The 13,439-nt window shown below is 67.3% G+C and carries 7 protein-coding genes; 3 read left to right on the top strand and 4 right to left on the bottom strand.

The features are described from left to right. The first annotated feature begins 1,012 nt into the window (after nt 1-1,012). Nucleotides 1,013-1,324 (top strand): TetR/AcrR family transcriptional regulator, encoded by a 312-nt coding sequence (locus tag ABD944_RS42475; protein ID WP_360577141.1) that lies wholly within the window; start codon nt 1,013-1,015, stop codon nt 1,322-1,324. A 2,119-nt stretch (nt 1,325-3,443) separates the two neighbouring features. Here ABD944_RS42475 and ABD944_RS24205 read toward each other — a convergent pair. The 4 genes from ABD944_RS24205 to ABD944_RS24190 all read right to left on the bottom strand — a co-directional run bounded on the left by ABD944_RS24205 (nt 3,444) and on the right by ABD944_RS24190 (nt 10,453). Continuing rightward, complete coding sequence (locus tag ABD944_RS24205; RefSeq protein WP_345180056.1) at nt 3,444-4,964, bottom strand: PLL family lectin; 1,521 nt, start codon at nt 4,962-4,964, stop codon at nt 3,444-3,446. A 193-nt stretch (nt 4,965-5,157) separates the two neighbouring features. Next, entirely contained in the window at nt 5,158-6,735 is a 1,578-nt protein-coding gene (locus ABD944_RS24200) for a PLL family lectin (protein WP_345180055.1), read from the bottom strand. 80 nt (nt 6,736-6,815) lie between these two features. Further along, nucleotides 6,816-9,704 (bottom strand): AfsR/SARP family transcriptional regulator, encoded by a 2,889-nt coding sequence (locus ABD944_RS24195; protein ID WP_345180053.1) that lies wholly within the window; start codon nt 9,702-9,704, stop codon nt 6,816-6,818. Nucleotides 9,705-10,084: 380 nt separating this feature from the next. Beyond that, complete coding sequence (locus tag ABD944_RS24190) at nt 10,085-10,453, bottom strand: hypothetical protein (RefSeq protein WP_345180052.1); 369 nt, start codon at nt 10,451-10,453, stop codon at nt 10,085-10,087. A 435-nt stretch (nt 10,454-10,888) separates the two neighbouring features. Here ABD944_RS24190 and ABD944_RS24185 point away from each other — a divergent pair, with 435 nt between their 5' ends. Next, nucleotides 10,889-11,740, top strand: a complete 852-nt coding sequence (locus tag ABD944_RS24185; RefSeq protein ID WP_345180049.1) for a hypothetical protein — start codon at nt 10,889-10,891, stop codon at nt 11,738-11,740. Nucleotides 11,741-11,848: 108 nt separating this feature from the next. Beyond that, complete coding sequence (locus ABD944_RS24180) at nt 11,849-13,282, top strand: NucA/NucB deoxyribonuclease domain-containing protein (protein ID WP_345180048.1); 1,434 nt, start codon at nt 11,849-11,851, stop codon at nt 13,280-13,282. Nucleotides 13,283-13,439: the final 157 nt, after the last annotated feature.

Here is a 13,439-nt window from a genome sequence, read left to right as displayed (position 1 = left end):
ACAGAGAAGCAGGCTGCCCAGCAAAGCTCTCCCAATCGCGACAGACAACCCCGCACACCGTCTAAAGGTCACAGCCCATATTTGCAATCATTATGCAAATTCCCAGGTCAAGAGCGTACAGCAACGCCGAGTCAAGGTTTGTGGCATCGCCAAATAGGAACGCAAAAGATTGTCGATGCGAATTCGCGTTGGCTGCCAGCAAAGATATATGGACTGCCTATACGAAAGTCGCGAGCGAAATATCTCATTCTGTCAATCTGGATAGACTTCGACTCAAACCAGATGCCATTATCCGACTTTGAAATCGATGAAACTTGAGTCACTCAAGCCGTTCTTCCGCAGAAACATCAAGAATAACCTGAGAGAAATATGAGCTGTCGAGCTAGGGAGTCGTCGATGATTGCCCACTTTACGGTCAGCATCAAATCATCAGTTGGGGTGACCCAAAAGCACCTTACTTCGAACCATTTTCTGGCCGACAGTGGACCTGAAAGACGTCGCGCTCCGCGACTCAACCGAAACGAGCCGTTGCTGGTCGTCTACGACGCCACATCTCGTGCGACAGCCCACCGGCTGCGGAACTTGCACCTCGTCAGCTGGGCAAGTCCATGGCAGCGCTGACATAACAACGAGAATCCGGAACGGCAAAATGTGGGCCTTCGGTGACGCAGGACCGGCCCTTTTACTTAAGCACGTATACCTAGAGTGGGGAATGACCGACGGACAGCAACCAGACGATAGGGGACGCAAGGCTTCAGGCGGGTGAGTAGAGCTCGGACTTGGCGAACCTGACTGGCGTCAGCGTCAGTCAACCGCCAAGCTGCCGTCCGCGGATGCATGCGACCTGTCGGGCTCTCGTTGATGTCCTCCGTGATCAGCTCGCAGATGAACACGGCCAGCGTGATGAACCCCCGGAATGCCGGGACCAGCCGCCAGGCCGCACACCCGGCCCGGGCGGGCTGGGTGCCCGCGGCCGTCAGACCGACGCTCTTGACAGGACGAACGAAGGTTCATCTCCCCTTGGAGGGTTTATGCGCGCACTGTCGAGTGGATTGCGGCGCTGCGAGCGGCGGCACGCAAGGTCATCCAGGCGGCTGCCATACGGGTGTTCGCCCGCCGGGGGTTTGCGGTGTCGACCATCCGCGACACCGCGCTCGGAGCAGATTCGAGTATCGGGTCGATCTATCGTCACTACGCCACGAAGGAAGAGCTGTGTTTCGATCTGCCCGGCCGGGCCGTCGCATGCCTCGTCACGCTCGCGGCGGACAGCCTTGAACCAGGGCGGCAGACCCCCTGGTTCACACGTTCACCACTCGTCTCCTAGCGGCGTCACAGCTGACGATGGCGCTGCCGAGTTCGACATCGTCAACCATGGGGTTACCTCCGACATACCCCGGCGAAGTCGATCGGTTTCGTTGAGGTACGCCGCTCCATGTGGCACACCTTCAAGGATCTCGTGGGGCGCGGTCAGGCCGCCGGCGGCGTTCCTCTGGTCCACGGAGAGCTGGGGTGGTGACCCTCAAGGCTGGGGCCGTTGCCCCCACCCGGCGAGATTATCTGCGAGCGACGACGAGCGGTCGGGCGGGCTGGATGTCCGGGCCTCCGCCGAGCTGATCGAGCGGGCCCAGGCAGGGGTGTCGCCGGCGGGCCCAGACGGGCTTGCCCGGTGCCACCAAGACGGTGCTGCAGACCGCGCCGGAAGCGCAGATTTCCGAGCATCTGCGCTACGAACGGGCGAATACCCGGCCCGCCGGGCGGTAGCCACCGCAACCGCCAACTCGTCCGCACTCGTGTCCACAGGACAAAATCGCGGTACCGCAGGACCGGACGAAGCCTTTACGTTGTAGATCACTACATTGTTCACATCTGCTCTGTACTGCTCTCCGCGAGAAGGAGCGGGAGCGTAAGCAAAAGGCCACTGGTATCCAGCGCTGCTTCTCGTCGGTCATGCCGGAGCGGGGGCGGTGAGGACAGCGTTGGCCCGATGGCCGGCCGGTTCTGCCAGCGGAGATCGCCTCCATCGCAAGAGATGACGGTGCCGGCGGGATGCACGGTAGTGGTGACGGCCTCGCGGGTCTTGACGAGGCAGCGGACGGCTCGTTCGAGCACGGCGACCGGCGGGTCTGCGCCCAGCAGGACGTCACGGCATGCGCGGATGACCGCGAAGCCGGAGCCGGTGAAGGCCGCGCCATACCAGCGGGCCTTCCCCGGGACGGGTCAGACGGTTCTACGTTGCAGCAGCGACGCCTCCAGACGATCCAGGTGACCTGCTATCTGCACCCGGCCCAAAGCAGGACGCAGGCCCCCTTCACACCGGCCCGTCGGGCATGCCACAAGGCAGACTCCAGCCCACCCCGGCTCGTGGTTCCTGAGCGGACATGCGGCGAGCACTCAACCCGACTTCGACCGCGTAGAGTGACTGGTAGCACGGTCTTCTTGTGGCCTCGTTCGCGGCGGGAGAAGGATGATCTCCCGAATTCCTCCCACCGGGCCCCCGTGGCCGCCCCCGGAGCCCCAAGAAGCCGCCCTGCGGGCGCGAGGCCGCGCACTACTGGACCGAAACCCGTGACCTCTTCGGAGCTGCGACAACGCCAAAGAGGCCTGCTCATCGTCCGAGCAAGCCTCTGAGCTGGGGAAACGTGGGCGATACTGGGTTCGAACCAGTGGCCTCTTCGGTGTGAACACGATCAATCAAGCCCAGGGGGAGTCACCTCTTAACAAAGTCGCAGGTCAGGCAGCGTCTTTCGCTTCACCACAGCGCACTTTAGGGAAGATCAAGTACGTTGCGATCTCCCACAGTTAACGCCCCCGCTGCCACGACCGCACTAACCCCACGGTAGCCAGAGCGCGGCGTGCGTTCGATTAGGCGAGGTAGAGGTACGCGCCTGGACAGGTTCGCGCCGGGGACTCCGTTGCGGGTTACACGAGTGCTGTGCAGGTCGAGAAGACCCTCGGGAACCGAGAGCTCAGCGGATGGGCGAGGCATCGTCCGACAACGGTGAGGGCGGCGACATCGGAATCGAGCTCTGCGGAATGCTTGACGTCTTTGATCGCCGCCGGACAACACCCGCCACTTGGCCGCACCCCTCAACCCCGCCTGGGCACGTGAGGCACCAGTGCGGAAAGTACCGCTCGACAAACCTTTCCAAAGTGAGAGCTCTCGGTGCTCGTCATCGAGACCACCAGGGCGGGAGTGGCGGGCGGGAGCGTGAAGTCCACGAATTCACTGTGCTATTCAAAATAGGTCGGTTGGGTCGCAAAGCGACCCAACCGACTCCTTGCTTTCGGTGGTGGTCAGCAGCCACCGCCTGCCTGACCGACCGCCCCGCCCCCGCTCGTGATCGACGGGCCTCGCGATCTCTCAAAACCTTGTCGTGGACGATGCCGGAAGGTCAAGGAACAGGTGATCAGTGGGAGCCTTATCGGTTGCGAGACGGCTTCGGTCACTCCCCCGAGCGCGGAGACAGGCTCGAAACAATGGCGCGCGAGCTTCTGTTGTCCGGGTCGGGGGCGAGGTTTCCTTCCATGTCGACCCAGGTGTCGTGCCAGGCGTGGCCGTGTTCGGGACCTTGCTGCCAGGTGTGGGTGACCCGCCCGCCCGGGTCGCGGGCGAACACCGACAGGTCGTCGCTGGGGTTGAGGACGACGGCGGGGTCACTGGTGAGCTGACCGCCCAGAGGCGTCCAACCTGACCAGGGTCCACCGGTTCCGGTCTGCCAGCGGTGGTGCAGGGCGCCGTCGGTGCCACGGGCGAACAAGACCATCCCGCCGTCACGGCCGACGAGGACGGTGGGCCGACCTTGGGTGGCGCCTTCCATGTCGACCCAGCCCTCGTGCCAGGCGTACCCCTCCTCGGAGCTGTGCTGCCAGGTGTGGGTGACGCGTCCGCCGGGGTCGCGGGCGAACACCGACAGAGCATCGTTGGGGCTGAGCACCACGGCCGGGTCGCTGGCCAGTTGGCCGCCCAGAGGCGTCCAACCTGACCAGGGTCCACCGGTTCCGGTCTGCCAGCGGTGGTGCAGGCCGTTGTCGGTGCCACGGGCGAACAAGACCATCCCGCCGTCACGGCCGACGAGGACGGTGGGCCGACCTTGGGTGGCGCCTTCCATGTCGACCCAGCCCTCGTGCCAGGCGTACCCGTCTTCGGGACCGTGCTGCCAGGTGTGAGTGACACGCCCGCCCGGATCACGAGCGAACACCGACAGAGCGCCGTTGGGACTCAGGACCACGGCCGGGTCGCTGGCGAGCTGGCCGCCCAGGGACACCCAGTTGGGGGCCCATGCACCTGCTTCGGACTGCCAGGTGTGCCACAGAGCCCCGTCGTCACCGCGGACGAACACCGCCAACTTGCCGTAGCGCCCCACCAGCGCCCACGGACGCCCCACCGCCGCCGCCGCAGGACGGCCCAGCGGCGTCCACCCCGACCACGCACCACCCGGCGCGTTCTGCCAGCGATGAATCACCCCACCGGAAGCATCGACACCGAACACCACCATCCCCGAACCGTGGTCCACCACCGACGGCACCCCCACACTCACCCGCGACACCCACTGCGGAGGCGTGCCTACCGCGGCTATGGCCTCGCTGAGGAGAGTACGTGCCTTCCCCTCGGCTTGGTCGTAACGGTCGGGGAAGGCGGAGCGCTGTACTTTCTGCGCCGTCTGCCCAGCGGTGAGGTGAGGAGACTGCTGCTCGACGCGCACGGCACGGGTGAAGAACTGCCCGGCCGCGTAGGGCACCTGCATGATCTGTTCCGGAGTCCCCCATCCCTGGCTGGGTCGCTGCTGGAAGACTCCGAGGGAGTCGCGGTCGCCGCACGGCAGGTTGTTCATGTGGGACTCGACCCATCCGGCTTCGAAACCGGCGAGCATGACCTTGTCGGAGACCTTCAGGTCACGGCCGACGATGTAGACGGCTTTCGTCACTTCCAGGTCGCGATCGGGCGGGACGTGGCAGGGCTTCATCGGGTGTTCCCCTCAGTTGGTCGGACGATTCGTGGAGGCGTGCAGGTGGAGCGTTGTCAGCTCGCGAACCGGTGCCGCGACAAACTCGGTTCAGCAGCACGCGGCCGCTGAGGCGGGGTGGGGAAGGTCGTCACCGCGAGCTAGGTGGCCCGTACATTGCGGAGTGGGTGGCCCCCAGATGCCAGTGGCTGCTTCAGGGTGCGACGCTGTCGGCCTGCGCTGGCGTGAGAGTCGTAGTTTCAGGCGGGTCGGGGGCGAGGTTTCCTTCCATGTCGACCCAGGTGTCGTGCCAGGCGTGGCCGTGTTCGGGACCTTGCTGCCAGGTGTGGGTGACCCGCCCGCCCGGGTCGCGGGCGAACACCGACAGGTCGTCGCTGGGGTTGAGGACGACGGCGGGATCGCTGGTGAGCTGACCGCCCAGAGGCGTCCAACCTGACCAGGGTCCACCGGTTCCGGTCTGCCAGCGGTGGTGCAGGGCGCCGTCGGTGCCACGGGCGAACAAGACCATCCCGCCGTCACGGCCGACGAGGACGGTGGGCCGACCTTGGGTGGCGCCTTCCATGTCGACCCAGCCCTCGTGCCAGGCGTAACCCTCCTCGGAGCTGTGCTGCCAGGTGTGGGTGACGCGTCCGCCGGGGTCGCGGGCGAACACCGACAGAGCATCGTTGGGGCTGAGCACCACGGCCGGGTCGCTGGCCAGTTGGCCGCCCAGAGGCGTCCAACCTGACCAGGGTCCACCGGTTCCGGTCTGCCAGCGGTGGTGCAGGCCGTTGTCGGTGCCACGGGCGAACAAGACCATCCCGCCGTCACGGCCGACGAGGACGGTGGGCCGACCTTGGGTGGCGCCTTCCATGTCGACCCAGCCCTCGTGCCAGGCGTACCCGTCTTCGGGACCGTGCTGCCAGGTGTGAGTGACACGCCCGCCCGGATCACGAGCGAACACCGACAGAGCGCCGTTGGGACTCAGGACCACGGCCGGGTCGCTGGCGAGCTGGCCGCCCAGGGACACCCAGTTGGGGGCCCATGCACCTGCTTCGGACTGCCAGGTGTGCCACAGAGCCCCGTCGTCACCGCGGACGAACACCGCCAACTTGCCGTAGCGCCCCACCAGCGCCCACGGACGCCCCACCGCCGCCGCCGCAGGACGGCCCAGCGGCGTCCACCCCGACCACGCACCACCCGGCGCGTTCTGCCAGCGATGAATCACCCCACCGGAAGCATCGACACCGAACACCACCATCCCCGAACCGTGGTCCACCACCGACGGCACCCCCACACTCACCCGCGACACCCACCGGGACGCGGTCCACCAGGTGGTCTGCTTGCGGGCGCCGGCCCAGTTGAAGCTGAAGTGCACGTGGTTGGTGTGCGGGTTGTCTCCGGTGTACGGTCGCCAGCCGGCGTCGGGGCGGTACGCCTCCCACATGCGCCGGTTCCAGATCATGTACATGATCCCGAAGCGGCGGGCGAGTGCGTGCGGGTTGCCGTGCCGGTCGGTGGCCAGCAGCCAGTCGATGAGATCGGCTGCGATATGGGCCTGGGTGTGGACGTCCACGCCCCAGTCCCAGGCACGTCCTTCCTTGTGTTCGCTGGGGCCGCCGCGGCCGCACTCCCTGCTGATTCCGAGGTCGTGTGTCTCGGGATAGGCGGCGAGCACCAGGTCACGGAACGCGGCCACTCCGGGCTTGGCCGCCGGGTCGCAATCCTGCTGGCCTTCGTACCTTGCGTACGGATCGATCTGGGGACCGAAGTCCGGCGGCCGAGGTGGCATGGCTGTGCTCCTTGAACAGGCAAGTGGTCCCGACACGACCTACTCTTCGCCCGCCCTCTATCGCCTCGGTCACCTCCCGGTCACGCGGTTGGGCCCCGGTCGCGCGGGGGTGTCGTGGTGGGCGTCCTCTGGCGGAAGACCTCGTCGGCGATGCCGAGCGCGAGCGTGACGCCGTCCTCGGCGTCGGCGCCGATTTGCCAGGCTTCGGCATACGCCTCCGCTTCCAGGTGCTCGCGTGCCCGATCCTTCGCGCGCGTGTGCTGGACATGGAGGGGGAGGAGGCCGGTGAGCGCGGCACCGGTCACCTGGCGTTGGCGATGCGCGGCTCCCAGCAGTTGAGCGGCATGATGATGACGCTCGAGCGCGCCCGCCGCCCAGGCGAGTGTCTCCATGGCCCATGCGGGACCCCACCGGTCGTCTATGCGGCATTGCCGCACCAGGGCGTCGCACAGAGGCAGCAGCGCACCGCTGGGATCTCCATGCAGGAGTTCGGTCAGGCCGGTGCACCATTGGGCCCAGGTGCAGGCCCACTCGGCGCCAGAGGCGTTGGCGTCGGCGACGTAGGCTTCGCACGCGGAAACGGCGATGCTCTGGTTCCCGAGGAAGGCGGCGGCAATCGCCCAGAACATCGTGGCCATGTGGGCGTCTCCGGTGTGGCCGGCGGCGCGGAAACCATCCCGCGCCCGCACCAGTTGGTCGATGCAGGCGGGGTCGCCGTGCGCCAGCAACGTGTGCACGCCTTCGACATAGGCCACGGCCGGGGATTGCGCGCGCGACGGATCGGCCGAGCGGCAATGGTCCAGGAACGTTCGGGAGGCCGCCTGGTCTCCCTGGAGGGTCGCGATGAAGGCCTTCATGACCGTCGCCACGATGGTCGTCTCGCAGATTTCGGGGGTGAGATTCGCCGACAGACTTTCCAGCCAGTGCCGCGCCTCGCCCAGAGTGCTGCTGAAGAACCAAGAGCGGGTGCGGGTGAGGTCCGCGGCGATCTGCGCCCCATTGTGAGCCCGCTCGGGTCGGGTGAGGCAGAACCCGAGGGCGGCGCGCAGGTTGGGGAGTTCTGTGCGCAGCCGGTCCAGCCATTGGACTTCTCGAGGGCTGCACCAGTCCGCGGCGGCAGATTTGGCCAGGGTCTGGTAGTGGTCGCAGTGGCGACCGCGGTACTGGACATCGTTGTCGCCTGCCCGGAGGCGGTCCAGCCCGTATTGGCGGATGGTTTCCAGAAGCCGGTAGCGAGCGGTGCCACCGGTGCGCAGCCGGATCTCGCCGTCGACCGCCAGGACCGACTTGTGGATGAGCCCGGTGATCAGGTCGAGCAGGTCGGCTCCGTTGATGCCGTCCCCTGCGCAGACGGCCTCGGCGGCTTTGAGGTCGAAACTCCCGGCGAAGACTGACATGCGTGTCCACAGCAGGCGTTCCGCCGGCGTGCACAGGCCGTAGCTCAGGTCCATGACGCCGCGCAGGGTCTGCCGATAGCGGTTCTCCGCAGGTGTCCGTGGGGCGGACAGGAGCCGGAAGCGGTCGTCCAGGCGGTCCAGGATCTCCGCGGCGGTAAGGGATGTCAGGCGGACGGCCGCAAGCTCGATGGCCAGCGGAATGCCGTCCAGCCGGCGGCATAGTTCGGTGGCCGAGCCACTGTCGCGCACTGGGGCTGCGCAGGCCTGCGCACGGTCGCTCAGCAGCCGGACGGCCTCGCAAGCCCCCTCGTCGAGATCGTCGTGAAGGTCCAAGCCGGAGACGACAAGCACGTGCTCGCCCGGCACCGCGAGCCGCTCGCGGCTGGTGGCGAGAACCCGGAGGCCTGGAGCCACGCGCAGCAGGTGCTGCATCAGCGGTGTCACGGCGTCCACCAGATGTTCGCAGTTGTCCAGGACGAGCAGCAGGCGCCGATCGCGCACATGGTCGGCCAAGGACTCCACTGCCGAGCGCACGGACTGGTCGCGTATCTCCAGGGCTTCGGCGACTGCGCGTGCCAGCAGCGTCGCGTCGGTCAGCGCGGCCAGGTCCGCCAGCCACACGCCTTCGGGGAAGGAGGCCGACAGCTGCCGGGCAGCGCGCAGGGCGAGCCTGGTCTTGCCGACTCCTCCTACTCCGGTCAGCGTGACCAGACGGGACAGGCGCAGGAGGCGCCATGTCTCGGCTAGTTCTTTCTCCCTGCCGATGAAGGACGTCGTTTCGGAAGGCAGGTTCCCCAGATCGCGTGCTGTGCGCGGGTGTACCGCGGCGATCTGCGGGTCCGCTGCGAGTATCCGCCGATGAAGCCGCTGGAGTTCTTCGCCTGGATCGATTCCCAGCTCGTCGGCGAGCAGACTGGTGACCTGGCGGTAGCACTCCAGCGCCTCCGCCTGCCGGCCGCATTGGAAGAAGGCGAGCATCTGCTGCGCCCAGAAGCGCTCCCGCAGCGGATGGCGCTCGGTCAGACGCCGCAGCTCGGGGAGGGCATCGCTGGGACGCCCGCACCGGATGACGGCGTCGATCCACGACTCCTGCGCGGCCAGGCGCTTCTCGTGCAGGGCCGCGACGACATCTTGAAACCGCTCTGTGGGTAAGTCCGCCAGGGCTTCGCCTCTCCATAGTCCGAGGGCCTCGCCGAGCACCACCGCGGCCTGCTCGTGGTCTCCCGCAGATGACAGGGATTCTCCCTCCTGGACGAGCGAGTCGAACCGGCGCGCGTCCAAGCCGTCCCGTGTCACGTGCAGCACGTAGCCGTGACGATCGGTTACCACGACGTTCGGTCCCAGGACCCGGCGAAGCCGCAGGACGTAGTTCTGAAGGGCGTTGCGCGCCCCATCCGGCGGGTTCTGCCCCCACAGTCTGCTCACCAGGGCGTCCATTGAGACGGTCTGATCGGCGTTGATGAGCAGCGCCGCTAGGAGACAGCGTTGCCGCTCGGCGCGGATCGTGACGCTGACGCCGTCGCGTGTGACGTTGAGAGGGCCCAAGATCCCGAACTCGTACCGAACCTTCACCGCACCAGAATATAGCAATTAGTTATCAGAGAACCACACTCTGCTATTGGCTTGTGGTACGGCCATGCCGCTCGGGCGGGACGGAATCCGCGTTCGCTGGGCGAACGAGAGTCCGGGTTGCAGCCCTGCCAGCTTGCCTTCATCCGGTGGCGCCCGCCCCGTGTGGCCTGGTACCGGCGCCCGCAGGACCAGCATCGTTGCCGCTCGGTTGTTGAGACCCGGAATGCGTGCGCGGGCCGCAGGGAGCCGGCCCGCGCCGTCCAGACCGTCCGGGAGCCACCGCGAGCGCGCCGCCGTGGCGCTGCTGGCGGTATGGGTTTCGGTGCTGTCGACAGTGGCCGGCTACCCCCAGACCAACGAGACGATGGCCTGCTCGGGTGTCATTTTGTCCGGAGGAAGAGGCAGACATCCTGGACCCAACCGTAGATGTCACCCACTCTGATCGGCCTCCACACATGGGCGCTGGCCACCTGACCGCACATGGGCCCATATCGCTCGCCCTCGATGGCACAGCCTTCCGCGACGACATGGGTCTTGGGGTCGAGCAATGTCACGATTCCGCTGACCGCGCTGGGCCCCCGAAGGAGACCGACGTGTTCGTTGGCGGTCTGCAGTTCCTTGCCCGTGCATTGGTCCTTGGCGGCCGAGGCCGCGTGAGCCGGTGCGGTGTCGAGGGAGGTCGCGCTGAACAGCGTGAGAACCGCTGTTCCCGTGAGCGCAGCTCGTCGCTGCAATGTGTTTCGAGTCATGCAGCCATGGTTCTGCTACGCGCTATCTCCCTGGTCACTTCCTGGTCACACCAGGTTTGAGGAAGGATGCCGGCCGCGCGACCGGGAGGCTACCGAGGCGATAGCGGATGGGCGAACAGTGTGCGGTGTCAGCACCACCCCGCCCGTTCAAGGAGCACTGCGCATGCCGCCTCGGCTTCTCCTGCGAGATATGACACTTAAAGTCATGAAACATCAACTTATAGCCACAGATTATGGTTGGGGCCACGCGTGCGGCGAGGACGGGTGAGCGTTGCCATGCGTCGACTGAGGTCGTGGGTTGCCGCTGGGCTGGTCTGCTGCGTGCTGGGCTCGGTGGCGGCGGCCGCGCCGACGGAAGCCGCCGCACGAACAGCGGCGCCTCCGGAACTGGGCGTACCAGCTGCACCAGGGCCGGGCGACCGGGTGGTGGCGCATATGCAGAACACCGGGTCGCGAGCCCAGGACGTGACCGGGGACGACTGGCCCGATCTGGTGGCGCGGCAGGCGGACACCGGGGAGCTGCTGGTCTACCCGCACGTGGGCCGCTGGGAAGGGGCCGGGAGCTGGCCGACCCCGGTGGTGGCCGGGCACGGGTGGCAGATCATGGACTGGATCGGGCTGGGCGAGGTCACCGGAGACGACTGGGTCGATGTGATAGCGCGCCGCGCCGACGACGGAGTGCTTCTGGTATATCCGCACACCGGGGCTTTCCGCGGGGATCAGACGTGGGGCGAGCCGGTCGTGGTCGGGCACGGGTGGGGCGGGCTGCGCACCATCGTGGTTCAGGACGTCACGCTGGACGGGTTCGACGACCTGGTGGTGCGGTGGAGCCGCGACGGCGACGACAGCACCTACGTCTACGTCCACAGCCGGACCTTCCAGGGGGTTGGCACGTGGGGTGAGCGAGAGCGCGTCGGTGAGCACGCCCTGGACAGCTGGCTGATGGCCACCGAGTGGTCCGGTGACGACGGCCCGGACCTGCTGCACCACAACTTCGAGCTCGGGACCTTGTTCCTGTCGCCGCACAACCGCGCCTACGCCCGGGAGAACACCTGGTCCAGCGCCCCGCCGATCCAGGTCAGCGGCGACCAGTGGTTCACCTACGACAGGGTCGACTACCTGCTGCTCGCAGACGCCGACGGCGACGGCTACGAGGACGTGCTGGCCCGCCAAGTCAACGGGGAACTGTGGGCGTACCTCAACACCCGCCGCCTGGACGGCCCTGCGACCCTGCGGCCCCCGGTCACGATCGGCTGGGGCTGGAACACCTTCGACATGATCACCTGACCCGCCGGGCTACCGAGCCCCGCCGCGCCCGCACGCCGTGGCCCGCCGTGCTCGTCTCTGCTTCCGCGTCCGCCTTCTGCCCGTCGTCTTCGGCCTGTTGGAGAGCTCATGCGTGACGTCCCCACCTGGCGCGCCGGTGTGATCGTGCTGGGACTGTGCCTGACATTGGTCCCCGCCTTCCCAGCCGACGCGGCGCACTACCCGGCCCACCAGCCCTCCCCCGGACGGTCCTCCGGCGGGCCGGCTGCCGGGCCTGCCGCGGGTTCCGCAGAGCTCGCGGGGCCGCCAGGACCCGGTCACCACGCGGCCAGCCCGGCCCTGGGCACCGCCGGCCGCCTCGCGCCGCCGCGGCGCCGCGCGCAGGAACTCCGGCGCGGCCTGGCGTCCGGGCCCACCGGCGCCCGGCTGCACCGGCTGGCCCAGGATGGCCGCTACCGGGCCGTCACCACTATCCCCCGCACCGGCCGCCACCTGCGCGAGCCCGCCGACGACCCGGTCACCTTCGACGAATGCGCCAACCACGGCGGCAACGACCACTACTGGTTCAAGAGCCGGTTCAGCATGTGCTACCGGGAACAGCGCCCCATCGTCTACCTGGCCCGCAACCAGCAAGGCGTCGTCTACGAGCAGGGTCGGTCGCTGGTGGCGATCGAGTTCATCGGCATCGCCCAGCCCCGCCAGACCCAGATCAACTTCGGTGTCCGGCTACGCCACCTCGCCGACCACAACCTGACCCGCAAGACCGACCGGCTGCGGATCAACCTGGTCTGCGCCAACCACGACACCACCCGCCATAGCGTCTGCGACCGCGACCCCCAGGAACCCGCTGGCGGCACCGAGCTGACCGTCCAGCAATGGCAGGACCGCGGCGGCGCCCCGCTGTGGTCGCACCGCACCGGCACCACCGCCCGCGTGCCCGACGACCTCTACCGAGACGAGAAACGCGGCTACTTCACCTTCACCGTCGAACTCACCCTCACCGGCCCCCTCGGCGGGACCTCTGACCACTTCACCCCCGAGTACTTCCGCTGCGACCTCGCCGACTACGTCGCCACCACACCCCGCTGCGTGTTCCACCACGTCTCATCCGAGATCCGCATGCGCGCGACCGACACCCGCTTCGCCGAGTCCGCCCAGCTCATCCGCGACGCCCAGACCGACATCACCCTCACCAAGCCCGGCATCGTCGGCAAGAAGGTCCCCGGCAAGGTCGGGGAGAAGCCACTCACCCGCCTCATCGCCCGCTACGACACCACCCGGTCCAAGGACGCCTCCCGCCGCAAGATCCGGCGGGTCTGCCAGCACAACTGGGGACTCAACTACACCAAAGGCCCCAACGGGCAGAAACGCCAATGCGACGAATACCCCCTTGCCAGCACCTACGAGAACGCCGCCCGAGTCGACAACAACACCGTGTGGGACTACGCCGTCCGCGCCCTGGACGCCGAACACAACCGCGCCGCCGGAGAGTTCATCGAGCAGTTCAGAAACAACGACCACGTCCTGGACGGCGACCCCTTCTACATCACCATCACAACCTGACCCCTCAAACCGTCGACGGAACACAGCCGAGAGCTGTCGCGCCGGGCGATGCATCAGTTCCGGCCGACCGCACACCGGGCTAAATTCGTGGCGGGGGTAGAGCCGGTTCTCATCGGTGTCCTCGTCCCCGGTGATCGGCTCTACGGCCAGCGCACCG

Origin of the sequence: Actinomadura verrucosospora, from assembly GCF_039540335.1 — a bacterium.
Lineage (GTDB): Bacteria > Actinomycetota > Actinomycetes > Streptosporangiales > Streptosporangiaceae > Spirillospora > Spirillospora verrucosospora.
This window is presented reverse-complemented; position numbering and strand designations above follow the sequence as displayed.